Raw genomic sequence first — 26,917 nt, 5'->3', positions numbered from 1 at the left:
GCTCAGACCTGAAAGAAACCTGCTGCGCCACGCGCCTGATAGGCAACCTCTGGCAGGTCATCTCCTGAAGCGTTGACGTGGCCGACCTTGCGACCGGGCCGAGGCTGCTTGCCATAGGTGTGGATTTTCACGGTTGGGTGATCCGCCATCGCGCGTGGGAAGGGTGAGAGCATGTCCCCCGAGGCGGGTCCACCCAGAATGTTCACCATCACGGTAAACGGTGAGGTCAGCCCGGTTGCACCCAGTGGCAGGTCGAGCACAGCACGCAAGTGCTGCTCGAACTGGCTGGTGGTGCTGCCGTCTTGAGTCCAGTGTCCTGAGTTGTGGGGACGCATGGCCAACTCGTTGACCAGGATGCGGTCATCAGTGGTTTCAAACAGTTCCACTGCCATCACACCGGTGACCTGGAGTTCGGCTGCAATCTGGGAGGCAATCGAGCCTGCCATGTCAGCGATCTTGCCTTGTGAGTGTGGTGCCGGAGCAATGACTTCACTGCACACGCCATCAGCCTGAATGCTCTCCACCACGGGCCACAGTGCCATCTCGCCACTGGGGCGGCGAGCAATGAGCTGAGAGAGTTCCCGGCGGAATTCAACAAATTCTTCCAGCAGGAGTGACTCTCCTGGCTGGAGGAGTCCTAACCAGTCCGACACCTCGGTAGCGCTGGTGATGACGCGAACACCCTTGCCGTCATAGCCACCACGTGCCGTCTTCGCCACGGCACGTCCACCCCACTCTGCTAAGAAGTCGGTGACGCGCTCTGCTGTGGAGGCGTGTGCCCAACCGGGAACAGGAATACCGAGTTCACCGAGGCGCTCGCGCATGCGCAGTTTGTCTTGAGCAAACTCGAGAGCGTGGGGTCCTGGCTGCACGGAATATCCGCGCTTGATGAGCTCTGCAAGAACGTGGGCAGGAACATGCTCGTGATCGAAAGTGATGACATCGCAACCGTCGGCGAATGAAAGAACCGTCTCCACATCGGTGTAGTCACCGACCGCAGTGGCAGCAATTTGAGCTGAAGAATCCTCGTTCTCAGCCAGTACACGGATTTCTAGGCCTAGATTGATTGCAGGGGGCACCATCATCCGGGCCAATTGGCCGCCACCTATAACGCCAACTACAGTTGTCAACGGCTCATCTTTCGCGTGGTTGAACGGGTTTGAGAGTGCACTTGCGTAGGAGAAACATGACCACATCGGAGCGAATAATCGCAACCGAGTCCTCTCCGAGCCTGTTTACTCGCCTGCGAAAAGGCCTGTTGGGCTACTTCGTCAAGTTCGGACTGGTCGGTTTGGTCGGCTTAGTCGTCGACGTTTCCCTCTTTAATCTACTCTCCATTACCGGCCCCGGTTGGTGGTCGCAGCCTCTGGTGGCGAAGTTCATCAGCACCTCGGTGGCAATCGTGGTGAACTGGCTGGGCAACCGTTATTGGACCTTCCGCCGCGATAAGCGTTCAGATGTGGTGAGAGAACTCATCGAGTTTGTCATTGCCTCAGTTGCCGGCATGGCCGTGACCTTGGCCACGTTGTGGTTCACCCACTACGTCTTGGGCTTTGACTCCCTACTAGCAGACAATGTCTCAGCCAACATCATTGGTTTAGGTCTGGGCACTCTGGTTCGTTTCGCTTTGTATCGCTGGTGGGTGTGGAGCGTGAAGCGATGAGCGTTGTTGTCGTTATTCCCACCTTTAACGAACTTCAGACCCTGCCAGAGGCAGTGGCCTCTGTTCGCACTGCCGTGCCAGAGGCAAACATTCTGATCGTGGATGACAACAGCCCCGATGGCACCGGCGCTAAGGCTGACGCCCTGGCCAGTGTGGACCCCTTTGTTCATGTGCTGCACCGCAGTGAAAAGTCCGGTCTTGGCGATGCCTATCTTGCCGGCTTCGCCTGGGCACTCGAGCATGGCTTCGAGATCATTGTGGAGATGGATGCGGATGGTTCCCATCCTGCAGATCGATTGGCTGCCCTGATCGGTGCTGTTTCTGAGCCGACTGTTCCCGGCGCTCACTATCCCGGTCTTGCTATTGGTTCTCGCTGGGTCAAGGGTGGCTCAGTGCTCAACTGGCCAGCACGTCGACTCTTCCTCAGCCGCGGTGCCAACGCCTATGCCCGGATTGCTCTGGGTATTTCCGTGAAAGATTCCACCGCAGGGTTCCGCGCTTTTCGCGCGGAAGTGCTGCGCGGAATCCATCTCGAAGAAGTGAGCTCCCACGGCTACTGCTTCCAGATTGATCTCACCTTGCGTGTACTCGATGCCGGTTACACCGTGGTGGAACTTCCTATCGTGTTCAAGGAACGTGAAACTGGCGAATCCAAGATGAGTAAAAACATCGTGGTGGAAGCGATGAAGAATGTCACCGTGTGGGGATGGCAGCGTCGCTTCGGAAAGAAGACAGCTTCCCCTTCTTAGTGCGTGGGGTTAGAACTCATTCGTCCAGCGCTGGTCATCTCGACGCAGCTGTGCTGCCAAAGGTGCTTGGGTGTCTACCAACTCTGACAGTGCTGAGAGCACCAGGTTTGCCTTTGGCAGGTCATAGAGGCGGATGGGTGCTTCTGCACCGGTGTTGAGCAACAGGTCACCCGCGCCAAATACTGCCTGCACGGCATTCTGGCGCACGGTCACATCGTGGATGCGTCCATAGAGAACTTCTTGGCGGGTGCGAGTTAGAATCCCGCGATAAATAATCACGCGACGCGTGGTGATGATGACACGGTTACCTAACCAGGTCACCAGAGGGAACACCCACAACACAATGACGGCGAGCGCCGAGAGCAGCCAGAACACCAGGTTCATCCACAGCTCAGGGAAACCTTCAGAGAAGAACCCCCAGGCGGTAGCAACCCCGATCAACGCCAGGGTGGGCATGAACAGAACACGACCGTGGCGACGAAGTCGCACAACTACCGGTTCTGCTGCTTCCGTGGGCGCAGGCTCATAGGCAACAGTGGGGTTAGACATCAGCTCAATTATTGCTGTCTGGGTGGGCCAGCAAGGTCAGACCACGCGAAGATGCGTGACATCTCCGGCAGAAACAACCAGTGGTTCGGCACAGTTACTCATCTCCACCACGAGTGAGCCCTGCTCGTTAATTCCGATAGCAGTTCCGACGGGGTTCTCCCCCGAGGGCAGTTCCACGCGAACTGATTTGCCCAGAGTGTCACAGAGTTGCGTTACCTGGTCAAGCAAACCGGAGCTGCGCACATTCCCTGCCGCCGAAACAAAGACTTTCGTAATTCGGGAGAACTCGGTGAGGTAGGCGGCAAGGAGTGCATCCAGTGTGGTGTGGGCACCTTCAAGAACGAGGGAGGTCGCGGTGGGAACAGGAAGATCTGCCTCGGCGAGCGCAATGTTTACTCCCGCGCCCACCACCAGAGCAGGACCTTGCGGGGTGATCACGAGTTCGCTGAGCACACCGCAGACTTTCTTGCCCTCGATCAGAACATCGTTGGGCCACTTGATAGTGGCCTGCTTCCCTTCGGGAAGAACCGAGTTACACGCCCTCGCCATCGCGAGCCCAGCGAGCAGACCAAACCACCCCAGGGACTCTGGTGGCAGTGGCCGCCCGGCAGGAGTTTCTGGTCGAAGTAATACAGACACTGCCAGTGAAGCTCCCGCAGGTGCACTCCAGTCACGCCCAAGACGTCCCTTACCTGCGACTTGATTGTCGGTGGCAACCACCGAGAAATCAGGCCAGTTCTGGGCATCTTCAGCGTTCACGGCTGCCACCAGGTAGGTGTTGGTGGAGCCAACTTCGTCCAACCAGACAAGTTTCGAAGCGAGAGGGGTGCTGAGGGAAAGTTCCATAAGAACAGTTTGGCAGGTGTTTTTTGTAGGGAAGCTCTAACCCTTTTTCGATACCTATGGCAAGTAGAGTGAAAAGCGTGACTGAAAACGCAAAATCTATTGACCCCTTCACTACTGCTGGAAAGCTCGCCGATCTGAAGGCTCGCTACACCGAGGCAGTTATTGAGAACGGCGCTAAGGCAGCTGAGAAGCAGCACGCCAAAGGCAAGATGACTGCCCGCGAGCGCATTGAAGAACTTCTCGATCCAGGCTCCTTCGTAGAGCTGGACGAATACGTCCGTCACCGCACTACTGCTTTCGGCATGGACAAGAACCGTCCCTATGGTGACGCAGTCGTCACCGGTACCGGAACTATCCACGGTCGTCAGGTCGCCGTCTACTCCCAGGACTTCACCGTGTTCGGTGGATCACTCGGTGAAGTAGCCGGTGAAAAGATCATCAAGGTGATGGACCTGGCTATCAAGACCGGTGTTCCTATCCTGGGCATCTTGGACTCCGGTGGAGCTCGTATTCAAGAGGGTGTTGTTGCCCTGGGTAAGTACGGTGAAATCTTCCGTCGCAACACTGCTGCTTCTGGTGTGATTCCTCAGATCTCGATCATCATGGGTCCTGCTGCTGGTGGTGCTGTGTACTCCCCCGCGCTGACCGACTTCGTCATCATGGTCGATAAGACCAGCCACATGTTCGTGACCGGTCCTGATGTGATCAAGACCGTCACCGGTGAAGAGGTGGGCTTTGAGGAGCTCGGTGGTGCACTGACTCACAACACCGTCTCCGGTGTTTCTCACTACCTCGCCGCAGACGAGAGCGACGCTCTTGACTACGCCCGCACCCTGGTCGGCTTCCTACCCGATAACAACATGGCAGAGCTGCCCGTCTATGAGTCCGAGGTTGAACTCGAGATTACGGATGAGGACAAGAAACTCAACACTCTCATTCCCGACAGCACCAACCAGCCCTATGACGTGCACGAAGTCATTCGAGGTATTGCTGACAACGGAGACTTCCTCGAAGTTCAGGCGCTGTTTGCACCCAACATCGTGGTGGGCTTCGCCCGCGTTGAAGGTCGCACCGTCGGCATTGTGGCCAACCAGCCTTCGCAGATGGCAGGAACGCTCAACATTGAAGCCGGTGAAAAGGCATCACGTTTCGTGCGCTTCTGTGATGCGTTCTCTATCCCCATCCTGACTCTGGTCGATGTTCCTGGATACCTTCCTGGTACTGACCAGGAGTGGGCTGGTGTGATTCGTCGTGGTGCCAAGTTGCTCTATGCCTACTCTGAAGCAACCGTTCCCCTGGTGACCGTGATCACCCGCAAGGCTTACGGTGGTGCATACATCGTGATGGGTTCCAAGCAGCTCGGTGCTGATATCAACCTTGCTTGGCCCACTGCTGAGATCGCCGTGATGGGTGGTCAAGGTGCCGTGAACATTCTCTACCGCGGTGAAATCAAGAAGGCAGAAGAAGAGGGTGCTGACGTCAACGCCGTGCGCACCAAGCTCGCCAACGAATACACCTACAACGTGGCTAGCCCCTTCCTCGCTGCTGAGCGTGGAGAACTTGACGGTGTGATCGAGCCAGCACAGACTCGTGTTGCTGTGATCAAGGCGCTGCGTGCCCTGCGCGGAAAGCGCGCTTCACTTCCTCCCAAGAAGCACGGAAACATCCCACTGTGAACCTCGACCAGGTGCGCTTCCTCACCGACGGGGTCACCCCGGAGGAGAAGGCTGCTGTGCTCGCCGTCCTCGATGCTCAAATCGAGGAAGAATCGGCGATTGAGCACGAGGTTCAAGGCGCCGGCATGAGTGCATGGCAGAAGTCACAGCGCGGCATCCGTGAAGACATCAAGGGCGGCTCTCGCCGCTTTGGATGGGACTTTGGCAAATAGGCCTAAGAAGTAGCTAGCTTCTGACGAAGCGGGCGACTGCTTCCACGTGGTGTGTGTTGGGGAATAGATCGAACGCACGCAGTTCCTGCAGTTCATAACCTTGCTCGGCGAGCAATGCCACATCTCGTGAAAGTGCGACCGGGTCACACGCCACATACACCAGCTGCGCTGGGGAGAGCTCAGCCAGCGAGTTCACGACCTCTTTACCTGCCCCAGCACGTGGTGGGTCGAGCACAATTGTGGCTGCTTCGAAACGGGCTTTCTCGATGGCGTTCAGGTCACGACGGACACTTTCGAGGTAGCGATCCACACGTGCCGTGACGGCACGAGCTCCCACCCACTCAGCCAAGTTATCGAGCGCATACTCGGTGGCCATCTCATCGGATTCCACCGAGGTCATCCGGGTAGTTGAACCAAAACGATCACCGATAGCTGCCGCAAACAAACCAACGCCACCATAAAGGTCATGATTGGCAGCACGAGGGTCAAAGAGTGCCTCATCAATGACTGAGCTGACCGCTTCTGAGAGCGTGGCAGCAGCGTGGCGATGCACCTGCCAAAATCCCCGCACATCAACCTTGAACGCACGCTTACCCACCATTTCGGTGACGGGTTCGGCAGCGGGACGCTTCTTGTTTTTGCCTGTGTCAATGTTGCCTGCAATAGCTCTGGCAGAGTCACCACTGGGGCCAACCAGGTCAATGAAATCAATGCCGGGAATACGTTGGCCCAGTGGAGCCAATTCGGCAATGCGTGCAGCAGCTAAGGGCAAATCCTCAACAGCAATGATGTTGTGACTGCGGGCAGCATAGGGACCGACGTTGCCGTCTGAATCAACGTGGAGTCGAACACGCGTGCGCCAACCGGTGCCACGAGATTCGTCATCACCTTCGAGAGCTTCCACCTGAACGCGGCGTTCGATCTTCGCCATGCGGGCCAGGGAATCTTCGAGAACAAAAGCCTTCAGCTCACGCTGCACAGGAAGCTTGATGTGGCCAAACTCAGCACCGCCTGCACGCTGTGCTGGATCTCTCGTCACACTGGCAGCAGACCAGATGTGTTCCTGGCGATCTGGCGATGCCTTGAGCACCTCTACCGTGTCAGCACGCCAGAAGCTTTTCTGGGACGCATCGGTGATGCGGGCCAGCACACGTTCCCCCGGCAGGGTGTCTGCAACGAAGATGACACGGCCGTCATGACGGGCAACAAAAACACCACCGTGAGCGACATTGGTAATGTCGAGCTCACAGAGTGTGCCCACGAACTCGGAACCGCGTCGGGGTGAAGAACTTCTGGGGACCATCCTTCGAGCATCCCATATTTGAAAGGCAGTCGCGTGCGCTTCTATCTCGCATCCACCTCACCTGCCCGTTTGGCAACCCTGCGCAGCAGTGGAATAGAACCTGTCGTGGTGCCCAGCGAAGTGGATGAAGACGCCGCTGTGGCAGCGGCCGAGGCTGCTGCCGGCGGCACCTTGGCACCTGCAGACATGGTGCAATTACTGGCCCAGGCAAAAGCAGAGGCCGTGCTCTCTGCCGAGATTGATGGTCTTGTTTTAGGTGGCGATTCCGCGTTTGTGCTCGATGGCATCACCTATGGCAAACCTCACACTCCCGAGGTGGCGCTCGAGCGCTGGCAGAAGCAGCGTGGTCGAACCGGGCAGTTGTTTTCAGGTCACTGGATGATTGACCACCGCGGTGGCGCGCTCAACGGCGCCGTCGGTGAGGTCACGGTGGCGCAGGTCACGTTCTCTTCCGATATCAGTGACGCAGAGCTGGAGTCCTACATTTCTTCTGGTGAGCCGCTCAAAGTTGCCGGAGCTTTCACGATTGATTCACTCGGTGCTGCCTTCATTGACCGCATCGAAGGAGACCCTTCCACCGTGGTGGGGGTCTCCGTTCCGGCACTGCGCCGAATGGCCAACGAACTGGGAGTGTTCTGGCCAGATCTCTGGAACAGCTGAGTTTGTTGTAGGCATCGTCTACGACTCGCGGACTTTTTTGTCGTAGATGCCCAACTGAAGAGCCTCAAGGCTTACTAGGCTGGGGACTATGTCCCGCATTACTAAGGTCCTTATTGCCAACCGTGGTGAGATCGCCGTGCGCATCATTCGTGCTGCCCGCGACTACGGAATTGGTTCGGTAGCTGTTTACGCTGACCAAGACATTAACTCTCTCCACGCCAAGCTCGCAGACGAGGCCTATGCGCTCGGTGGCACCACCAGTGCCGAGACCTACCTCGTGATCGACAAGATCCTGGCTGTGGCCCGCAAGTCCGGTGCGAACGCTGTTCACCCCGGATATGGCTTCTTGGCAGAAAACGCTGACTTTGCCCGCAAGGTGCAGGCAGCTGGCCTGATTTGGATCGGCCCCAGCCCCGAAGCTATTGAACAGCTCGGCGACAAGGTCTCTGCCCGTCACGTGGCAGAAAAGGTGGGTGCACCACTTGCCCCTGGAACCATCAACCCCGTTTCTGGCGCTGAAGAAGTTCTCGACTTCGTCGACATCCACGGTCTCCCCGTTGCCATCAAGGCAGCTTTCGGTGGCGGTGGTCGTGGCCTCAAGGTTGCCCGCAACCGTGAAGAGGTGGCAGAGCTTTTTGAATCGGCAACCCGTGAAGCAATCGCAGCCTTCGGCCGCGGTGAGTGCTTCGTGGAGAAGTACTTGGATGAACCACGTCACGTGGAGACCCAGTGTTTAGCTGATGCCCACGGGAACGTGGTTGTAGTTTCTACTCGTGACTGCTCGCTGCAGCGTCGTCACCAGAAGCTCGTGGAAGAAGCACCTGCTCCCTTCCTGACCGAGGCACAGACCACTGAGCTCTACCGCGCATCCAAGGCCATCCTCAAAGAGGTTGGATACCTCGGTGCCGGCACCTGTGAATTCTTGATTGGTAAGGACGGCACTGTCTCCTTCCTCGAGGTGAACACTCGCCTCCAGGTTGAGCACCCTGTCTCTGAAGAAGTCACCGGCATTGACTTGGTTCGTGAGCAGTTCCGCATCGCTGAAGGTGGCGTGCTGGACTACCCAGACCCCGTTGTCACCGGCCACTCCTTCGAGTTCCGTATCAACGGTGAAGACGGTGGACGTAACTTCCTTCCCGCACCAGGCCCCGTGCACGTATTCCGTGCACCCGGTGGACCCGGTGTTCGCGTGGACTCCGGTGTTACTGCCGGGGATGTCATCTCCGGCTCGTTCGACTCACTTCTTGCCAAGCTGATCGTGACAGGCGCCACACGTGAAGAAGCTCTCGAGCGTTCACGTCGTGCCCTGGACGAGTTTGAGGTTGCCGGCCTTCCCACCGTGCTTCCCTTCCACCGCAAGATTGTGCGCGACCCTGCGTTTGCTCCCGAAGGTGACATGCCCTTCTCCGTCTACACTCGCTGGATCGAAACCGAGTTCGTCAACGACATCGAGCCCTGGAGCGGTGAAGCTGAGGAAACTCCGGCACTAGCTAAGCGTCAGCACGTCACCATCGAGGTTGATGACCGCCGCATTGAGGTCTCCCTGCCCGCTAAGTTGCTGCGTGCTAACTCTGCTGACCTGGCAACCCAGGGCCCTGCACCCGTGCGCAAGGTTGCGTCACATGCAGTGGGTGGTGGCGGCGGCGCAACCGTCAAGGCCCCCATGCAGGCAACCGTGGTCAAGATCGCTGTTGAGGAAGGTCAGAAGGTCGTCAAGGGTGACCTCATCCTTGTCCTCGAAGCGATGAAGATGGAACAGCCCGTCGAAGCCCACAAGGACGGCGTTATCTCCGGCATCAATGCTGAGGTTGGCCAGACTGTCTCCAACGGTCACGTGCTGCTCAACATCGACGACGCAGAGTAAAACTCACAAAACTCGTTCGAACTAAGGATGCCCCGCTGATTTCAGCGGGGCATCCTTAAGTTTCAGTTCACACCTCTGTTGTGTTACTTGCGCTCTACCGAGTGCATCGCACGGGCGGCATCCACGATGCTACCGGCGATGGAGGGGTAGATGGCAAAGCTCTTTGCCACGTCATCCACGGTCAGGCGGTGCTCCACAGCAAGAGCCAGCGGGAAGATCAGCTCAGACGCACGAGGAGCCACAATAACTCCACCAATAACCGTGCGAGAAGTGGTGGTTGTGATGAGCTTGACGAAACCATCACGAATACCTTGCATCTTGGCACGGGGGTTAGACGTCAATGGAAGCTTATAAACCGTGCCGCGGATAATGCCGGACTCGATCTCTGCCTGACTCCAGCCCACCGAGGCAACCTCTGGCTGAGTGAAGATGTTGGCGGCCACGTTGCGCTCATCAAATGGGGTCACCGCATCACCGAGTGCGTGGAAGGCCGCGGTGCGCCCCTGCATCATGGCAACAGATGCCAGCGGGAGTGCTGCGGAGCAGTCGCCCACGCCATAGATGTTGGGAACTGAGGATCTGGCAACGCGGTTAACTACGATGCGTCCTGCGCTATCGAGTTCAACACCTGCATCTTCGAGACCAAGACCTGCAGTGTTGGGGATGGAACCCACTGCAATCAAACAGTGACTTCCCTCTACGGTTTGACCATCAGCCAAGGTGACCTTCACACCCGTGTCGGTGCGCTCCACCTTCTCCATGCGGGCCTTCGACATCAAGGTCATGCCGCGGCGGATGAAGACTTCTTCCAGCACGGCGGCAGCATCCGCATCTTCACCCGGAAGCACGGTGTCACGGCTGGAAACCAGAGTCACTTTGGAGCCAAGGGAAGAGTAGGCAGAAGCAAACTCAGCACCGGTCACACCAGAGCCAACAACGATCATGTGCTCTGGCAACTCGGTGAGGTTATAGAGCTGGGTCCAGGTGAGGATGCGCTCCCCATCTGGCTTGGCGGTGTCCAGAACGCGTGGACTTGCACCCACAGACACGATAATGGTGTCCGCTTCAATGCGGTCAAAGTCAGTTCCGCCAGGGCCGGTGGAGGCGATCACAGCGTGGGTGCCATCAAGGCGGCCGTGACCTGGGATGAAGTTCACGCCTGCCTTCTTCAAGGCCTTCTGCATGTCCTCGGAGGTGTCATGAGCCAGGGCAAGTAGACGCTTGTTCACTGTGGCCAAGTTGATGGCAACCTCGGGCTTGTGGGCTTTCTTGTCATCGCCTTTCACGAAGTACTTCACCCCGAGCTCATCAGAGCGCTCAAGAGTGGAGGTGAATTCAGCGGTGGCAATAAGGGTCTTTGAGGGCACAACATCGGTGAGCACGGCAGAGCCGCCCACACCAGAGCGTTCAATCAGGGTGACTTCAGCACCGAGCTGGGCTGCTGCCAGTGCTGCTTCGTAGCCACCGGGGCCACCACCCAAAATTGCGATGCGCTGCTTGCGCTCAAACTCAAAAGCCATGTCCTTATTCTGGCACTAGGTGAGCAATAGGCTTATGCGTATGTCGATTGCAGGTGAGTGGGGTTTCAACCCACTGGAAGACCCATCACAAGATCCTGCCGAAATTGCTAAACAGGCCGCATTTGAAATCGCAGTTGCCACCGGCATTGGTCACCATGACATCGCACTAACCTTGGGCTCTGGCTGGGCAGCCGTGGTGGATCTGATTGGTAAGACCACCGAAGAAATCCCGGCAGAGGAAATCACTGGTTTTAGCTCCTCTGGCATTCCAGGACATCTGGGCACGATTCGCAGCGTGATTTTGCCTAACAACAAACGAGCACTGGTGATTGGCGCTAGGACGCACCTGTATGAAGGTCGTGGTGCTCAAGGGTTTGTTCGCCGAGTTGTGCACAGCGTGAGAACCGCAGCAGCCTCTGGGGCAAAGACAATGGTGCTTACTCACGGTGCTGGCGGTATTCGACCTGCGTGGCAGCCGGGCACGCCCGTGCTGATCAAGGACCACCTCAATCTCACCGGAACAACCCCCATCGAAGGGGCAACCTTCATCGACATGACCAATGTCTACACACCCGCCTTGCGTGATTTAGCCAAGAGTGTGGACCCTTCCCTAGGTGAGGGTGTCTTGGCGCAGGTTCCTGGGCCGCAGTATGAAACCCCCGCCGAGGTTCAGATGCTGCGCGGGTTGGGCGCAGACATGGTGGGCATGTCTGTGGCGCTCGAGGCAATGGCAGCACGGCAAGCAGGTATGGATGTGTTGGGACTTTCCCTGATTACCAACCAAGCAGCAGGCATTTCACCTACTCCGCTTTCTCACAAAGAAGTTCTTGAGGCGGGTGCAAAGGCAGAGCCTCGAGTCAGTGCCCTGCTTGCTCGCATCCTCGAGCAGATCTAGAAGTACTACCTGGCGTTCTGAACGGCTTCAATGAAGCCGTCAGTAATCGCATCGGCGAGCGCTTCACGATCTTCGAGTGGCAAGAATGCCGAGGCTGCCGCATTCTGCTGGAATGCTTCGAGGTCACTGAGGCCGTAGGCAAACGCATCTGCGACTAACCACAGTTCACGAGAGAGTGTGGTTCCACTTTGCAGGCGGTTATCTGTGTTCACGGTGACCGTCATGCCCAGTTGATAGAGCAGATCGAAGGGGTGATCCATGATGTCTTCACCCCAGGCCGCGATGGCTCCGGTTTGCAGGTTGGAGGAGGGGGAAAGTTCGAGGGTGATGCCCCGGTCTTTGACCCACTGTGCCAGCACACCCAGCGAGACGAAGGTGGCATTAGCGTCAGAGCCATCGATACTGATGTCTTCTGCCAGGCGAACACCATGACCTAGGCGCAGGGCACGGCCGTCATAGATCGCACTTTCAATACTGGGCAAACCATCTGCTTCGCCTGCGTGAATGGTGACGGGGAAGTATTCACTGGCGAGGTAGTCAAAAGCGGCCTTGTGCTTGGAGGCGGGGAAACCCAGCTCTGCACCGGCAATATCGAAACCGACGACACCCTTGTCCCTGTGGCGCACAGCAAGCTGAGCTATCTCGAGGCTTCGGTCGGCGTGACGCATCGCTGTGACCAACTGGCCTATGCGTATGGTCTGGCCTTGAGCGGCGGCATCGACAATGCCCTGCTCAATTCCTTCTTGCACATATTCCACAACCTGATCCAAAGTCAGCCCCTTGGTCAGGTGCTGCTCGGGAGCCCAGCGCAGCTCGCCATAAATCACACCGTCGTTGGCTAGGTCAATGACTGACTCACGTGCCACACGGGTAAGGCCCTCGCGGGTTTGCATCACTGCACAAGTCAGATCAAAAGTCTTGAGGTATTCGACGAGGGAACCAGAGTTGGATTGCTCAGCAAACCACTTACCCAAGCCCTCTGCATCCAACACAGGAAGTTCATTGCCTTCTGCTTCGGCCAGCTCAATGATGGTCGAAGGGCGCAGGCTGCCGTCGAGGTGGTCGTGCAAGGAAACCTTGGGCAGGGTGCGCACGTCGACGCCGTCGACGAAGAAGTCTGTTTCGTTCATTGATTACAGAACGTCGTCGCGGCCAGAGATGCGCAGTGCATCCACCACCGACTTCACCTTCTGCGCTTGCGCAGTGGTGGTGACCAAGAGTGCATCAGGGGTGTCCACCACCACGATGTCTTTCACACCCACGAGCGCGATGGTGCGACCGGTGTCGGTGATGAGGATTCCTGAAGAGGCATCAGAGAGAACACGAGCACCTTCACCCAAGATGGCGAGGTCTTTTTTGTAGCCGGAGGAGTGCAGCTTTGCAATGGAGGCAAAGTCCCCCACGTCATCCCAGTCGAACTCACCCGGAATAACCACCAGCTTGCCGGCAGCGGCCGCTGGTTCAGCCACGGCGTAGTCGATGGCAATCTTCTTCAGGGTGGGCCAAATCTTGTCCACGGCAGGACCACGCTTGGCGTGGTCATCCCAGACCTCGGCAAGAGCAACCACTCCTGCGTGAAGTTCTGGCTGAGTCTTTGCGAGCTCTTCCAAGAGCACCGATGCCTTGGTGATGAACATGCCAGCGTTCCAGAGGTAGTCCCCACTGGTGACGTATTCCTCGGCGGTGTGAGCATTGGGCTTTTCCACGAAAGAATCCACCTTGAGTGCCGAAGGAGCACCTTCCAGCTCGGTTTCTTCCGTTGCGTGGATATATCCAAATCCGATTGCAGGCTCGGTGGGAACGATGCCGATGGTGGCAATGAAGCCGGCACGGGCTGCTTCAACAGCCTCGGCGACGGCCATATTGAAGAAGCGGTTTCCCTTGATCACGTGGTCTGCAGCGAAGGAGCCGATGATGACGCCTGGCTCACGCTTTTCCAAAATGGCGGCAGCCAGACCAATTGCTGCGGAGGAGTCACGGGGCTCACTTTCGAGTACCACGTTGAGATCTGCGAGCTGTGGGAGCTGTTCTTCCACCGCTGCGCGGTGGGCACGGCCAGTAACAACCATGACGCGCTGCTCGCCGGCAAGCGGTGCCAAACGGTCCCAGGTGTCCTTGAGCAGGGAGCTGCCGGAACCGGTGAGGTCATGCAGGAACTTGGGAGCGTCTGCGCGGGATAAAGGCCAGAGGCGGGAACCTATTCCGCCGGCTGGAATAACCGCGTAGAAGTCCTGAAGTGGGGTCGTAAGACGTGCCATAACACCAGACTATCGGGCGTAAAGTTGGAGGAAGTTATTGCCCACAACCAAGGAGGGTTGTCTGTGTCCGCTGTCACGGCACCACGCTCACAAAATAAGCCCCGTCCGGGTGGAACGCTTTACCGCGGCTACACCGGCATGTGGTCTTGGGTTCTGCACCGTATTACCGGTGTGGCCATCTTCTTCTTCCTGCTTGTACACATCCTCGACACCGCACTCGTGCGTGTGAGCCCCGAGGCATACAACGCAGTGATCAGCACCTACAAGACTCCCCTGATGGGTCTTGGCGAGATCGGCCTGGTTGGAGCAATCCTGTTCCACGCCCTCAACGGTCTGCGCATCATCTTGGTTGACTTCTGGAGCAAGGGCGTGAAGTACCAGCGCACCATGTTCTGGATTGTGATTGGACTGTGGGTCGTCCTGATGGCAGGGTTCCTGCCTCGACAGATTGCCAACATCATCCTGGAGGTGAACGGACAGTGAGCACCGTAGAAGCACCCCGTAGCCCCTACGCCCGCACCCAGCGCTCCGGCACCAACTGGGAAAAGTGGGGCTGGATGTACATGCGCGCCTCGGGCGTGGTCCTGGTTGTCCTCATCTTCGGTCACCTGTTTGTGAACATGGTTTCCGGTGAAGGTGTCCGCGCCATCGACTTCGCGTTCGTAGCCGGTAAGTGGGCTTCCCCCTTCTGGCAGGTCTGGGATCTGCTCATGCTGTGGCTTGCCCTCATTCACGGCGCCAACGGTATGCGCACCATCATCAACGACTACTCGAGCTCAGTAACTCTCGGAAAGGTGCTCCGCGGAGCTGTCTTCCTTTCCGCTGCTGCACTCATCGTTTTGGGCACCTTGGTGATCTTCACCTTTGACCCATGCCCTTCGGTCAGCCCTGAGCAGCTGGGAATGCTGCCCTCGTTCTGCCCACCTCAGTAATTCTTTAGATCACTAACTACGGAGTATCCCTCGTGGCAACCACTAGCAACGACACGTACGAAGAAACAAAGCTCGTCGACGGCGTTTACTACCACCAGCACGATGTTGTCATCGTTGGTGCTGGTGGCGCAGGTATGCGTGCAGCGATTGAGGCTGGCCCCAACGCCCGCACCGCTGTAATCAGCAAGCTCTACCCCACCCGCTCGCACACCGGTGCAGCACAGGGCGGTATGGCTGCTGCGCTGGCCAACGTGGAAGAGGACAGCTGGGAATGGCACACCTTCGACACCGTCAAGGGTGGCGACTACCTGGTTGACCAGGATGCTGCTGAGATTCTGGCCAAGGAAGCTATCGACGCGGTCATCGACCTCGAGAACATGGGACTTCCCTTTAACAGAACTCCCGATGGCAAGATCGACCAGCGTCGTTTCGGTGGCCACACTCGCGACCACGGTAAGGCACCTGTTCGTCGCTCCTGCTACGCAGCAGACCGCACCGGTCACATGATTTTGCAGACCCTGTTCCAGAACTGCGTCAAGCTCGGCATCGAGTTCTACAACGAGTTCTATGTGCTTGACCTCGTCATGGTCGAGGTCAAGGGCAAGCAGGTTCCTGCCGGTGTCGTTGCTTACGAACTAGCAACAGGTGACCTGCACGTCTTCCAGGGCAAGTCGATCGTGTTCGCAACCGGTGGTTTCGGCAAGATCTACAAGACCACCTCGAACGCTCACACCCTCACCGGTGACGGCGTGGGCATCATCTGGCGCAAGGGTATTCCTCTCGAGGACATGGAGTTCTTCCAGTTCCACCCCACCGGTCTTGCCGGTCTCGGCATTCTCTTGACTGAGGGTGCTCGTGGTGAAGGTGCGATCTTGCGTAATGCTTCTGGTGAGCGCTTCATGGAGCGCTACGCCCCCACTATCAAGGACCTTGCACCTCGTGACATCGTTTCGCGCTGCATGGTTCAGGAAGTGGCCGAAGGCCGCGGCGCGGGTCCCAACAAGGATTACGTTCTCCTGGACTGCACCCACTTGGGTGCTGAGGTTCTCGAGACCAAGCTTCCAGACATCACCGAATTCGCTCGCACCTACTTGGGTGTTGACCCCGTGGTTGAGCCAGTTCCCGTGATGCCTACTGCTCACTACGCGATGGGTGGTATTCCTACCAACATCAAGGCAGAGGTTCTCTCCGATAACAAGACCGTGATCCCTGGCCTCTATGCCGCAGGTGAATGTGCATGTGTGTCAGTTCACGGTTCTAACCGTCTGGGCACCAACTCGCTGCTGGACATCAACGTGTTCGGTAAGCGCGCAGGTCGCTACGCAGTCGAATATGCCAAGACAGCCAAGTTCGTTCCACTGCCCAAGGACCCTGCCGGTCCTGTGCGCGAGATGATCGAAAGCATCCGCAACGCGTCGGGCACCCAGCGTGTTCCTGCCCTGCGTAAGGAACTGCAGGAAGAGATGGATAAGAACGCACAGGTCTTCCGCACCGAAGACTCTCTCAAGTCGGTCACCAAGACCATTGAGAAGCTGCGTGAGGAATACAAGAACATCTCCATCCACGACAAGGGCAAGCGTTACAACACTGACCTGCTCGAAGCTGTTGAGCTGGGCTTCCTGCTCGACTTGGCAGAGGTTGTTGTCTACTCGGCTCGTAACCGTAAGGAAAGCCGTGGCGGTCACATGCGCGACGACTTCCCCAACCGCGATGACAAGAAGTTCATGAAGCACACCATGGCGTACCTCTCGGGTGACGCTAAGAGTGATGACGCTGGTGACCACATCAAGCTTGATTGGAAGCCTGTTGTTATTACCAACTACCAGCCCATGGAGAGGAAGTACTAAGAATGGCTACCGCAGTCGCTACACAGGCAGCCGTACCCGAGGTACAGGCTTTCACCATCACGCTGATCATTCGTCGCTTCCTGCCCGAGATCGATGAGGAAGCTCGTTGGGAATCCTTCGATGTTGATGTGTATTCAACAGACCGTATTCTGGATGCCCTGCACCGCATCAAGTGGGACCAGGATGGTTCGCTGTCTTTCCGTCGCTCCTGTGCTCACGGTATTTGTGGTTCAGACGCGATGCGCATCAATGGTCGCAACCGTCTGGCATGCAAGACCTTGATCAAGGACTTGGACATCACTCAGCCCATCTATGTTGAGGCCATCAAGGGTCTTCCCCTGGAGAAGGATCTCATCGTCGACATGGAGCCTTTCTTCGCTGCATACCGCGAGGTCAAGCCATTCCTCATCTCCAACAATGAGCCTGAGGCTGGCAAGGAACGTCGCCAGAGCATCGAGGACCGCGAGCGCTTCGACGACACCACCAAGTGCATCTTGTGTGCTGCCTGCACCACAAGCTGCCCTGTGTTCTGGACTGATGGACAGTACTTCGGTCCTGCCGCCATCGTGAACGCTCACCGTTTCATCTTTGACTCTCGTGATGATGCTGGCGATGTTCGCCTCGACATCCTGAACGACAAAGAGGGTGTGTGGCGCTGCCGCACCACCTTCAACTGCACCGACGCATGCCCTCGTGGCATCCAGGTCACACAGGCTATTGCCGATGTGAAGCAGGCTGTTCTGCGTGGACGCGCATAACAACAGATCATCTACTAAAAAGACCCGGCCCTTTGAGGAAGGCCGGGTCTTTTTGTAGTTCCGCAGGTCGTCTCCCCTGCAGAAGTTTTACTCGCTACCGAGTTTGCGTGCCTGGGCGGCGGTGCGTCCGTTCAACGCACGAGCGGCACGAGCCTGGGCTTCGTCGAGTGTGACAGTAAGTAGTGCGGCACGAACCTCTGCCAATGCAGCAGGGGTCATGCTCAAGGTAGTGACGCCCAAACCAACAAGAACAATCGCTAAGTTTGGGTCAGCTGCAGCTTCACCACAGACACCCACGGGCTTGCCAGCGGCAGCGCCGGCATCACCGAGCTGCTTGATCAGGCGCAGCACAGCAGGGTGCCAGGGGTCTTGGTAGGAACCGACGGTGCCGAGCATACGGTCAGCGGCCATGGTGTACTGGGTGAGGTCATTGGTTCCGATGCTGACAAAGTCAGCAGTTTCGAGTACCTGGTCGGCAACAAGTGCCAGTGAGGGAACCTCAGCCATGACACCAGGAACACGAAGGCCTAGCTCGCGGCAGAGCCCGACAAAGTAGTCGGTCTCTTCTGCATCAGCAATCATGGGTGCCATTACCCACAGGTCTGCTTCGGTCTTGTTCTGTGCGTTCACGAGTGCGGTGAGCTGATCGCGCAGAATGTTTTCCTTCACGCGCAGGGCACGAATACCGCGAAGACCCAGGGCCGGGTTTTCTTCGTGAGCATCGTTCAAGAATGACAATGGCTTATCTGCTCCGGCATCCAGTGCGCGAACCACAACCTTCTTGCCGGGGAATGCTTCGAGTAGTTCCACATACTGTGCTTCTTGTTCTGCAACGGTGGGAGCAGTTGCTGAATCTAGGAAGAGGAACTCGGTGCGGAAGAGACCAACACCTTCAGCGCCGAGGGCAATGGCACCGGCAGCTTCTTTGGGAGATCCGAGGTTAGCCAGCAGTGGAACCTTGTGACCATCCTTCAATGCACCATCAGTAATAGGTGCGTTGGATGCTTCCAGCCATTCGCTGCGCTTAACCAGTGCAGCATCAACATCTGCTTGGCTGACACCTGCGGTGACAGTGGAGGTGGCAGCGTTGACCACGACCAGAGTGTCATCGGTGAGCTTCTCAGCATCTGGACCCACACCCACGATCGCGGGGATGGACTTGGCCCTGGCCAAGATGGCGGTGTGAGAGGTGGGGCCACCATCGCGAGTGACGAGGGCGTAGACCTTGGTGAAGTCCAGTAGAGCAGTGTCTGCAGGTGCGAGGTCGTGCGCAATCAGAATGAAGGGCTCGTCTGATTCGGGAACACCAGGGGCAGGGACTCCGCGCAGGTGAGCAATCACGCGCTGAGCAACATCAGCCAGGTCAGCTGCGCGCTCACCCATGTAACCGCCCATGCCTTCAAGCATTTTCTGGAACGACGCGAAAGCATCGAACACTGCACGCTCAGCGGTCTTACCTGCTTCGATCCGCTTAGCAATGTCTTTGGCCAGGGCAGGGTCGCCAGCCATCAAGGCTTGGGCATCGAGCACATCCTTGGCTTCGCCGCCTGCCTTGACGCCACGCTCACGCAGCCATTCACCAACAGCAGCGAGGGAGACCTTGGCAGCAGCGATCTCGGTCTCGGCATCGGCAGTGCGTTCAATGTCTGCGGGCTCGGCCAGAGGCTCGGGCATGCGCTTGACGGGACCAGCTGCGATTCCGCGGCCTACTCCGATACCGGTGAGCTCCATTGCTGCTCCTTGGGGAAGAAAGTCCTTCTCAATTCACAATCAAGGAGGGCTTGTTTATGTTGGACAAAAACCTTATGTACCCCAACAAACGGATACAAACATAAACTTTACCCCCCTTTCATGTTGACAAACAAGTAGATACGGGAGTAAAAAAAGACAAACAAACATTTTGCTGTCATAATGTTTGTAAGCAACGACCGCTCGACAATGGAGTCCCATGTACGCACCTGAACGCCACCAGGCCATCCTGGCCAAGGCGCGTCATCAGGGCCGTGTGGAAGTTCGCTCCCTCGCCGAAGAACTCGATGTCACTCCCGAGACCATTCGTCGCGATCTCTCTGCTTTAGAGCGCCGTGGTCTACTGCACCGTGCACACGGAGGCGCAATCCCTATTGACCGCCTCAGCGTAGAACCCGACGTTTCCTACCGCGAAGGCATGCTCTCCGATGAAAAGGAGCGCATCGCACGCATGGCACTGTCCGAAGTGCCCCAGGGTGGTTCGATCATCATCGATGCCGGAACCACAACAGCTCGTCTGGCTGCACTGCTTCCTCAAGACATTGACCTCACCGTCGTCACCAACTCAATTCCTATTGCAGCTGTGCTGGCGACTCGTTCCAACATTCAGTTGCACCTGCTTGGTGGTCACGTTCGTCCCCTCACCTTGGCCATGGTTGGCTCGTGGCCTGAAGACGCCCTGCGTTCACTCTCAGTCGATGTTGCCTTCTTGGGAATCAACGGGCTCACCCCTGAGCGTGGACTCACCACCCCCGACTTAGAAGAAGCACGCATCAAGAGTTCCTTCGTCGATGCAGCCCGTCGCACCGTGGTCCTGGCCGACCACACCAAGTTTGGTCGTGAAGACTTTGGTCACGTTGCACCGCTGAGCCGTATTGACACCGTGATTACCGATAGCTCCATCGATAACGAGCACCTGCTCGAAATCGAAATGGCCGGACCTGATGTGGTGGTCGCATGATCATTACTCTGACCGCCAACCCCAGCGTGGACCTCACCCTAGAGCTGGACACCTTTGCCACCGGTGAAGTAAACCGTTCCACCGGTAAGCACAAGGACCCTGCAGGTAAGGGCATCAATGTTTCTCGTGCACTCCACAAGAACAACATCGACACCGCAGCCATCTTCCCCGCAGATGCTGTTGTGGGCGGCTGGATTGAAACTGCGCTGAGCGAGTCCGGTATTCAGACCATCACCACCCGCATCGCGGAGGAGGTTCGCCAGAACATCACTATTGTTGATGCTCACGGTGACACCACCAAGATCAATGAGCCAGGCCCTGCACTGACCGAGGCTGAGACTTCCGCCCTCTTGGCTCAGATTGCTGGCGTGCTCGAAAGCTCACCCCAGTGGCTTGTTGCTGCCGGCAGCTTGCCTCGAGGACTTGATGGTTCCTTCTATGTTTCTCTCGGAAAGCTTGCCCACGAACACGGCGTGCGCTTTGCCGTCGACACTTCAGGTGGAGCATTTGCTTCCGTTGCTCACTCCGGTGTGGCAGATCTGATGAAACCCAACCACGAAGAGTTGGAAGAACTTGCTGGCCGCGAACTGCCCACCGTGGGCGACGTGGTTGCATTCGCACAGAGTTTGCTCGGCAACGACGAAGCTGCCATCGTGGTGAGCCTGGGTGAAAACGGTGCCTTGCTTGTCAACAAGCGTGGCAGCATCTGGGCCGGTCACGAACCTGTCACTCCAGACAGCACTGTTGGTGCCGGAGACAGTACTTTGGCTGGATATCTCAGCGCCGACGTAACTATTTCTGAAGAACTTTCCCAGCTCGTAGAAGGCGACATTACGCGGATTTCGACCGCTGTTGCCTGGGGCTCGGCAGCTGTCCAATTACCCGCCACCACCGTGCCCGGGCCAAAAGACATTACTATTACGGCAGTTCACACTGTTGTTAATCCCAGTCTCACCACCGCCATTAAGGAGCTCCACGTATGACTGACGCAACCGCAGCACTCACCACCGAAGACATCGTCATCGTTGGTCTGGTTGCTGAAACCAAGGAAGACGCTACTCGCCAGCTCGCTGTCAAGCTTGCCAACGATGGTCGCGTAACTGACCTCGACGGATTCCTCGCCGACGTTCGTGCCCGCGAAGAGCAGATGGCTACCGGTCTTCCCGGTGGTATTGGTATCCCCCACGCACGCTCTGCCCACGTCACCGTTCCTTCGGTTGCCGTGGCAACCAGCGTTGACGGTGTGAACTTCGGAGCCGCTGACGGCCCCGCACACCTCATCTTCTTGATCGCTGCACCAGACGGCGCAGACGACAAGCACCTTCACATCCTCGCTGCACTTGCTCGCAAGCTCGTGCACGAAGACTTCCGCCAGTCACTGCGCGACGCCAACTCAGGTGCCGAGATCGCAGCCATCATCACACGAGAGGTACAGTCCTAATGACCAAGATCGTCGCCGTAACATCCTGCATCACCGGTATCGCCCACACCTACATGGCAGCTGAAGCTCTCGAGCAGGCAGCAAAGAAGGCTGGATACGAAATCACTGTAGAGACTCAGGGCTCTGCTGGATCTTCCCCCATGAAGCAGTCGACCATCGACGCTGCTGACGTGGTAATTTTCGCAACCGACCTCGAGGTCAAGGACCGCGCTCGCTTCGCCGGCAAGCCTTTCCTTCAGATCGGAGTGAGCAAGGCTCTCTCTGACGCCGAGAACGTTGTTGCAAAAGCTGTGAGCTCCATCGACACCCTTCCTAAGGATGCCGGTAGTGCTCCCAAGGTTGCAGCACCCGCTGCAGCTTCAAAGCCCGCCAGCGACACGGGTGAAAAGAAGGGCTTCTTTGCCCGCCTTTTCAGCTGATCAAGGCGTAGCTTTTTCATAGAGTTCCTGCTGAGACGGCAGGATCTGTAACACCAAACAAATGCAATGAGGCATTGGAGGCCACAATTGTCTAACAACTCAGGAACAGGAACACGCATCCGCCAATGGCTGATGACCGGTGTTTCCTACATGATCCCCTTCGTGGCGGCCGGCGGTATCCTTATCGCTCTGTCGTTCATGATCGGTGGTTATGACATCGTTTACCAGGACCAGGCAGAGTTCCTGGCTAAGGGTTTCAACCCTCTAGCCGCTCACGACTGGGCCTACGTCATGTTCGCCGTTGGTGCTGCTACCTTCGGTTTCCTCGTACCAGTCCTTTCCGGTTTCATCGCTTACGCGATTGCTGACCGTCCAGGTCTGGCTCCCGGTTTCGTTGGTGGTGCCATCGCTGGTACCGTTGGCGCCGGATTCCTCGGTGGTCTTATCACCGGTTTCCTCGGTGGTTTCGTAGCTCTGTGGCTTAGCCGCATCAAGCTCCCCAACTGGCTGCGTCCGCTCATGCCAGTTGTTGTGATCCCACTGGTTGCAACCTTCATCACCGCTGGTCTGATGCTCGTCATCCTCGGAGGTCCTCTCAAGGCCCTCATGACCGCTCTGAACGACTGGCTGACCGGCCTCTCCGGTGGAAGCCTCATTGGTCTGGGTATCATCCTCGGCCTCATGATGGCATTCGACATGGGTGGTCCTGTCAACAAGGTTGCTTACACCTTCGCTGCTGCTGGTCTCACCGAGGCTGGCGCATCTGCTGACGCAAACGACCCTCGTTTCGTCATCATGGCAATCGTTATGGCTGCAGGTATGACTCCTCCTCTGGGTCTCGCACTCGCAACTGTTCTTCGTAAGAACATGTTCTCGAACGCTGAGCGCCAGAACGGTAAGGCTGCCTGGCTGCTCGGTGCATCCTTCATCACTGAAGGTGCAATCCCATTCGCTGCTGCTGACCCACTGCGCGTGATCCCTTCGATCATGATCGGTTCGGGTGTATCTGGTGCTCTCGTTGCTGCCTTCGGCTGCACCCTGCGCGCACCTCACGGTGGTCTGTGGGTATTCGGTCTCGTAGGCAACTGGCCAATGTACCTCGTTGCAGTTGCTGTCGGTACCGTAGTTACCGCTCTCCTGGTTATCGTCGCAAAGAACATCAAGCCTGGTGTATCTGACGAAGCACTGGAGGAAGCAGTTGCCTAAAGCTCAGAGAACCGTCACTGTTGGTTCGCGCGTAGGACTTCACGCTCGCCCAGCTAGCACTTTTGTGCAGGCTGTCGCAGCTACCGGTCACGACGTCACGATTACAAAGCCAAACGGTGACAACGCAGATGGTGCAAGCATCCTCTCGGTGCTCGCTCTCGCTGTCGGACACGGAGAAGAAATCGTGCTCGACGTCGAAGGTGACAACGCTGAGGCTGTTGCCGATGAGCTGGCTAGCCTGCTCACATCTGACCTCGACGCTGACTAAAAGTTAGCGGGGCTCTTTGGCCCGTGGGTTTTCGAAAGAAACCCACGGGCCTTTCCCTTTAAGCTGGCAGGTATGAAGAAGACGCTTGCATGGGCACGAACCTTGTTGCCGTATCGCGTCTATAAGTCATACAGCGCAGCCGGTGGCAATCTTCTCGCCGCGGGAATGTCTTTCCAAGCTGTCTTTGCCACCTTCGCGGCAGTCTGGATTGGCTTTAGCCTGACTGGGATTTTTCTCTCAGATAAACCTGAGATTCGCAATGCTGTCATTGCCTTCATCAATGCCCAGGTGCCTGACCTCATTCGCACTGGTGGTGCCATCGATCCTAAGGTTCTCGAATCCACCACCAGCTTTGGCTGGACTGGAGGGTTGGCTGTTGTCGTCGTGTTGTACACCGCGATTAACTGGCTGAATTATGTTCGCACTGCCGTGCGCACCATTTTCTACCTGCCACAAACCACGGTGAACTACTTGCTGCTCAAGGTCTATGACCTCGTCCTTGCGATGATCTATGTCGTGTTTGTCCTGTTCAGTGCAACCGCAACTGTGGGTCTGACCAGGCTGTCTGGACTGATTTTCCCTGAGCTCGGCATTGCCGATAAGAGCGGTATCGGAAGAATCGTTTTCCAAATCATCGGTTTACTTGTGGTCTTCCTCTTTGACACGGCAGTACTAGCAGCCATCATCCGAATCCTGAGCGGTGTTCCAATTCCATGGCGCATCCTGCGCAATGGAACACTTCTGGGTGGTCTTGCCTTGATGGTGCTGAAAGTATTGGGCTCGTATGTGCTGACTCGCCCAGAAAGCAACCCACTGCTGGCCAGCTTCACCGTGTTCATTGGTTTGCTCATCTACTTCAACTTTGCCTCGCGCATTTACCTCTTGGCCACGAGCTGGGTTGCCGTGAATATGAGAGATTCAGGGATTGTTCTCGAAGACTTCGGCTGGGTCGTGCCCCACCGTCACGAGAAGAACTAGCCCGTAGAATTGGGCTATGTCTGTGCGCATCGCAACCGTTAACGTCAATGGCGTCCGTGCCGCATTCCGCAAAGGAATGGGTGAATGGCTGGCTAACCGCGGTGTTGACATCCTTGCCCTGCAAGAGGTTCGTGCTTCCACTGAAGACCTCGAAGAACTACTCGGACCTGACTGGAACATTTTGCACGACGCTGCCACGGCCAAGGGCCGTGCAGGTGTCGCTCTGGCTAGCCGCAACTCTGCCGTGATTCACCGCGTCAGCCTTGGCGCAGACGACTTCGACACGGCAGGTCGCTGGCTCGAAGCCGACTACAAGATCGGCGACAAAATCCTCACCGTAGTGAGCACCTATGTGCACTCCGGTGAAGTGGACACTCCTAAGCAGGTGGAGAAGTTCAAGTTCTTAGAAGCGATGCAAGAGCGCCTGCCAGAGTTGGCCAAGCACTCTGACTACGCACTGGTGGTGGGTGACCTCAATGTCGGTCACACTGAACTCGATATCAAGAACTGGAAGGGCAACGTTAAACGTGCTGGCTTCCTACCCCAAGAACGTGCCTACTTTGACCGCTTTATGGGTGCTGCTGGCCAGAGCGTGACCGGCCCTGATGGGTCAACCGGCCCTGGCCTGGGTTGGGTTGACGTGGGACGTCAAGCCGCAGGCAACGTCCCTGGTCCCTACACCTGGTGGTCGTGGCGCGGTCAGGCATTCGATACAGATGCCGGTTGGCGTATTGACTACCACCTGGCAACCCCCGCCTTGGCTGCCGTGGCAACCAATTACACCGTGGACCGTGCAGACTCGTATGACACTCGCTGGTCAGATCACACCCCCGTCGTCGTCGACTACAACCTCTAGGACTTTTCATGAGCAACAAGCCCGTCATTCTTTCTGGAATGCAACCCTCCAGCGATTCCCTCCACCTGGGTAACTACATTGGTGCACTCGGCAACTGGGTGACCATGCAGGATGAGTTCGATGCGTTCTACTGCGTGGTTGACCTGCACGCCATCACAGTTCCTCAGGACCCTGCAGAATTGCGTGAGCGCACCCGCTCCACCGCAGCGCAATACATTGCTGCTGGTATCGACACCGACAAGTCCACCTTGTTCATTCAGTCCCATGTTCAGGCTCACACCCAGATTGCCTGGGTGCTCAACACCATCACTGGTTTTGGTGAAGCCAGCCGAATGACCCAGTTCAAGGACAAGTCCGCCAAGAACGGTGCTGATGCAGCATCTGTGGGCCTGTTCACTTACCCCATCCTGATGGCAGCAGACATCCTCGCTTATCAAGCAAATGTTGTTCCCGTGGGCGAAGACCAGCGCCAGCACCTCGAGCTCACCCGTGACCTTGCGATGCGTTTCAACTCTCGCTTTGGTGAGACCTTCACTATTCCTGAAGGCCACATCCTCAAAGAGACCGCCAAGATCTACGACCTGCAGACCCCGACCGCCAAGATGTCGAAATCAGCCGAGACCGAAGCTGGGCTGTTGAAGATCATGGATGATCCTGCCGTGACAGCGAAGAAGGTCATGCGTGCGGTGACCGATGCTGATGGCGAGATTCGTTTTGACCGCGAAAACAAGCCTGGTGTTGCGAACCTACTCACCATCTTCTCGGTGCTCTCTGGTCGCAGCGTTGATGACCTGGTCAACGAATATGCCGGCGGCGGTTATGGTGCGTTGAAGAAGGACTTGGCAGAGCAGGTCACTGCCAGCTTCACCCCTATTCGCGAGCGCACCAACGAACTGCTCTCTGATCCTGCAGAGCTGGACCGCATCCTGGGTAAAGCAGCTGATCGCGCTTCAGCGGTGGCAGATGCCACCCTGGCCAAGGTTTATGACGCCATTGGTTTGCTTCCTCGCCACCACGGCTAACTTGGCTCTGAGCGAACCCACAGCTGAACACCTCGCGGGGAATAAACCCACCAGCTAGACTGTTACCTAGAGCAACGCGCTTCGGGGTCAGTGAAAATCTGAGCCGGCGGTTATAGTCCGCGACCCTCATGCAAAAGCCATCTGGCCAGAGGATGAGGTTGATCTGGTGAAACTCCAGAACCGACGGTTAAAGTCCGGATGGGAGAACGCGCGCGGCGGGCTACTTTTTTGTACCCGTCGAGTTCGGTTGTCGTCATGGCACCCGTCTACCCGAAGCACGCCTCC

Annotated in this window: 28 protein-coding genes and 1 riboswitch; of the genes, 20 read left to right on the top strand and 8 right to left on the bottom strand. The window is 57.1% G+C overall.

Features of this window, described 5'->3' with window-relative positions; translation table 11 throughout:
- Positions 1–2 precede the first annotated feature (2 nt).
- A complete protein-coding gene (locus M2120_RS07560) occupies positions 3–1,196 on the bottom strand; it encodes a 5-(carboxyamino)imidazole ribonucleotide synthase (RefSeq protein ID WP_280798080.1) in 1,194 nt (397 codons plus the stop codon).
- On the opposite strand from M2120_RS07560, the gene M2120_RS07555 reads away from it, so the two are divergent.
- Positions 1,187–1,663, top strand: coding sequence for a GtrA family protein (locus M2120_RS07555; protein WP_280798079.1), 477 nt, complete (start codon positions 1,187–1,189; stop codon positions 1,661–1,663). The genes M2120_RS07560 and M2120_RS07555 overlap by 10 nt on opposite strands.
- Entirely contained in the window at positions 1,660–2,412 is a 753-nt protein-coding gene (locus M2120_RS07550) for a polyprenol monophosphomannose synthase (protein WP_280798078.1), read from the top strand. Before M2120_RS07555 ends, M2120_RS07550 begins: the two co-directional genes overlap by 4 nt.
- A 9-nt stretch (positions 2,413–2,421) precedes the next feature.
- Here the strand turns inward: M2120_RS07550 and M2120_RS07545 are convergent, their stop codons facing one another.
- Positions 2,422–2,961 (bottom strand): PH domain-containing protein, encoded by a 540-nt coding sequence (locus M2120_RS07545; protein ID WP_280798077.1) that lies wholly within the window; start codon positions 2,959–2,961, stop codon positions 2,422–2,424.
- 36 nt (positions 2,962–2,997) lie between these two features.
- Positions 2,998–3,807 carry a biotin--[acetyl-CoA-carboxylase] ligase gene (locus M2120_RS07540; protein ID WP_280798076.1) on the bottom strand — a complete coding sequence of 270 codons (810 nt, stop codon included), beginning with the start codon at positions 3,805–3,807 and terminating at the stop codon, positions 2,998–3,000.
- 77 nt (positions 3,808–3,884) lie between these two features.
- Between M2120_RS07540 and M2120_RS07535 the strand changes: the two genes are divergently transcribed.
- Both M2120_RS07535 and M2120_RS07530 read left to right on the top strand, forming a co-directional pair.
- Positions 3,885–5,483: an acyl-CoA carboxylase subunit beta gene (locus M2120_RS07535; RefSeq protein WP_432418539.1), complete on the top strand. Its 1,599-nt coding sequence runs from the start codon at positions 3,885–3,887 to the stop codon at positions 5,481–5,483.
- Complete coding sequence (locus M2120_RS07530) at positions 5,480–5,695, top strand: hypothetical protein (protein WP_280798074.1); 216 nt, start codon at positions 5,480–5,482, stop codon at positions 5,693–5,695. The genes M2120_RS07535 and M2120_RS07530 overlap by 4 nt, the downstream gene beginning before the upstream one ends.
- A 13-nt stretch (positions 5,696–5,708) precedes the next feature.
- Here the strand turns inward: M2120_RS07530 and M2120_RS07525 are convergent, their stop codons facing one another.
- Complete coding sequence (locus tag M2120_RS07525) at positions 5,709–6,998, bottom strand: class I SAM-dependent RNA methyltransferase (RefSeq protein ID WP_280798073.1); 1,290 nt, start codon at positions 6,996–6,998, stop codon at positions 5,709–5,711.
- A 33-nt stretch (positions 6,999–7,031) separates the two neighbouring features.
- Between M2120_RS07525 and M2120_RS07520 the strand changes: the two genes are divergently transcribed.
- Positions 7,032–7,658: a Maf family protein gene (locus M2120_RS07520; protein ID WP_280798072.1), complete on the top strand. Its 627-nt coding sequence runs from the start codon at positions 7,032–7,034 to the stop codon at positions 7,656–7,658.
- 88 nt (positions 7,659–7,746) lie between these two features.
- Positions 7,747–9,522: an acetyl/propionyl/methylcrotonyl-CoA carboxylase subunit alpha gene (locus M2120_RS07515; protein WP_280798071.1), complete on the top strand. Its 1,776-nt coding sequence runs from the start codon at positions 7,747–7,749 to the stop codon at positions 9,520–9,522.
- A gap of 83 nt (positions 9,523–9,605) precedes the next feature.
- On the opposite strand, the gene M2120_RS07510 is transcribed toward M2120_RS07515, so the two are convergent.
- Complete coding sequence (locus M2120_RS07510; protein WP_280798070.1) at positions 9,606–11,042, bottom strand: NAD(P)H-quinone dehydrogenase; 1,437 nt, start codon at positions 11,040–11,042, stop codon at positions 9,606–9,608.
- A 40-nt stretch (positions 11,043–11,082) separates the two neighbouring features.
- Here M2120_RS07510 and M2120_RS07505 point away from each other — a divergent pair, with 40 nt between their 5' ends.
- On the top strand, positions 11,083–11,937 hold the full coding sequence (locus tag M2120_RS07505; RefSeq protein WP_280798069.1) for a purine-nucleoside phosphorylase: 855 nt from the start codon (positions 11,083–11,085) through the stop codon (positions 11,935–11,937).
- A gap of 5 nt (positions 11,938–11,942) precedes the next feature.
- Here the strand turns inward: M2120_RS07505 and M2120_RS07500 are convergent, their stop codons facing one another.
- Positions 11,943–13,067 (bottom strand): adenosine deaminase, encoded by a 1,125-nt coding sequence (locus M2120_RS07500; protein WP_280798068.1) that lies wholly within the window; start codon positions 13,065–13,067, stop codon positions 11,943–11,945.
- A 3-nt stretch (positions 13,068–13,070) separates the two neighbouring features.
- Complete coding sequence (locus M2120_RS07495) at positions 13,071–14,195, bottom strand: mannose-1-phosphate guanylyltransferase (RefSeq protein WP_280798067.1); 1,125 nt, start codon at positions 14,193–14,195, stop codon at positions 13,071–13,073.
- Between the two features lie 57 nt (positions 14,196–14,252).
- Between M2120_RS07495 and sdhC the strand changes: the two genes are divergently transcribed.
- The 4 genes from sdhC to M2120_RS07475 are packed head-to-tail and all read left to right on the top strand — an operon-like array spanning position 14,253 to position 17,732.
- Positions 14,253–14,678 (top strand): succinate dehydrogenase, cytochrome b556 subunit, encoded by a 426-nt coding sequence (gene sdhC, locus M2120_RS07490; RefSeq protein ID WP_432418538.1) that lies wholly within the window; start codon positions 14,253–14,255, stop codon positions 14,676–14,678.
- On the top strand, positions 14,675–15,127 hold the full coding sequence (locus M2120_RS07485) for a succinate dehydrogenase hydrophobic membrane anchor subunit (protein ID WP_280798065.1): 453 nt from the start codon (positions 14,675–14,677) through the stop codon (positions 15,125–15,127). The genes sdhC and M2120_RS07485 overlap by 4 nt, the downstream gene beginning before the upstream one ends.
- 32 nt (positions 15,128–15,159) lie before the next feature.
- The gene (gene sdhA, locus M2120_RS07480) at positions 15,160–16,974 is read left to right on the top strand and encodes a succinate dehydrogenase flavoprotein subunit (protein ID WP_280798064.1); all 1,815 of its coding nucleotides are present in this window, start codon (positions 15,160–15,162) and stop codon (positions 16,972–16,974) included.
- Positions 16,975–16,976: 2 nt separating this feature from the next.
- A complete protein-coding gene (locus M2120_RS07475) occupies positions 16,977–17,732 on the top strand; it encodes a succinate dehydrogenase iron-sulfur subunit (RefSeq protein ID WP_280798063.1) in 756 nt (251 codons plus the stop codon).
- Between the two features lie 87 nt (positions 17,733–17,819).
- Here M2120_RS07475 and ptsP read toward each other — a convergent pair whose 3' ends face one another.
- Entirely contained in the window at positions 17,820–19,463 is a 1,644-nt protein-coding gene (ptsP, locus tag M2120_RS07470) for a phosphoenolpyruvate--protein phosphotransferase (protein WP_280798062.1), read from the bottom strand.
- 217 nt (positions 19,464–19,680) lie between these two features.
- On the opposite strand from ptsP, the gene M2120_RS07465 reads away from it, so the two are divergent.
- The 9 genes from M2120_RS07465 to trpS all read left to right on the top strand — a co-directional run bounded on the left by M2120_RS07465 (position 19,681) and on the right by trpS (position 26,632).
- Positions 19,681–20,442: a DeoR/GlpR family DNA-binding transcription regulator gene (locus M2120_RS07465; RefSeq protein WP_280798061.1), complete on the top strand. Its 762-nt coding sequence runs from the start codon at positions 19,681–19,683 to the stop codon at positions 20,440–20,442.
- On the top strand, positions 20,439–21,425 hold the full coding sequence (locus M2120_RS07460) for a 1-phosphofructokinase family hexose kinase (protein WP_280798060.1): 987 nt from the start codon (positions 20,439–20,441) through the stop codon (positions 21,423–21,425). Before M2120_RS07465 ends, M2120_RS07460 begins: the two co-directional genes overlap by 4 nt.
- The gene (locus tag M2120_RS07455; protein WP_280795514.1) at positions 21,422–21,883 is read left to right on the top strand and encodes a PTS sugar transporter subunit IIA; all 462 of its coding nucleotides are present in this window, start codon (positions 21,422–21,424) and stop codon (positions 21,881–21,883) included. The genes M2120_RS07460 and M2120_RS07455 overlap by 4 nt, the downstream gene beginning before the upstream one ends.
- Positions 21,883–22,302, top strand: a complete 420-nt coding sequence (locus tag M2120_RS07450) for a PTS fructose transporter subunit IIB (protein ID WP_280798059.1) — start codon at positions 21,883–21,885, stop codon at positions 22,300–22,302. Before M2120_RS07455 ends, M2120_RS07450 begins: the two co-directional genes overlap by 1 nt.
- An 87-nt stretch (positions 22,303–22,389) precedes the next feature.
- Positions 22,390–23,508, top strand: coding sequence for a PTS fructose transporter subunit IIC (locus M2120_RS07445; protein ID WP_280798058.1), 1,119 nt, complete (start codon positions 22,390–22,392; stop codon positions 23,506–23,508).
- Entirely contained in the window at positions 23,501–23,776 is a 276-nt protein-coding gene (locus M2120_RS07440; RefSeq protein ID WP_280798057.1) for an HPr family phosphocarrier protein, read from the top strand. The genes M2120_RS07445 and M2120_RS07440 overlap by 8 nt, the downstream gene beginning before the upstream one ends.
- 72 nt (positions 23,777–23,848) lie before the next feature.
- Positions 23,849–24,754 (top strand): YihY/virulence factor BrkB family protein, encoded by a 906-nt coding sequence (locus tag M2120_RS07435; RefSeq protein WP_280798056.1) that lies wholly within the window; start codon positions 23,849–23,851, stop codon positions 24,752–24,754.
- Between the two features lie 16 nt (positions 24,755–24,770).
- Positions 24,771–25,610 carry an exodeoxyribonuclease III gene (locus M2120_RS07430; protein WP_280798055.1) on the top strand — a complete coding sequence of 280 codons (840 nt, stop codon included), beginning with the start codon at positions 24,771–24,773 and terminating at the stop codon, positions 25,608–25,610.
- An 8-nt stretch (positions 25,611–25,618) separates the two neighbouring features.
- The gene (trpS, locus tag M2120_RS07425; RefSeq protein ID WP_280798054.1) at positions 25,619–26,632 is read left to right on the top strand and encodes a tryptophan--tRNA ligase; all 1,014 of its coding nucleotides are present in this window, start codon (positions 25,619–25,621) and stop codon (positions 26,630–26,632) included.
- Between the two features lie 72 nt (positions 26,633–26,704).
- A riboswitch (FMN riboswitch) is annotated at positions 26,705–26,846 on the top strand.
- Positions 26,847–26,917 lie beyond the last annotated feature (71 nt).

Source organism: Aurantimicrobium minutum (assembly GCF_029893825.1).
In the GTDB taxonomy this organism is placed as follows: domain Bacteria; phylum Actinomycetota; class Actinomycetes; order Actinomycetales; family Microbacteriaceae; genus Aurantimicrobium; species Aurantimicrobium minutum_C.
Note: the sequence above shows the minus strand (reverse complement) of the source record. Positions and strands in the feature narration are given on the sequence as shown.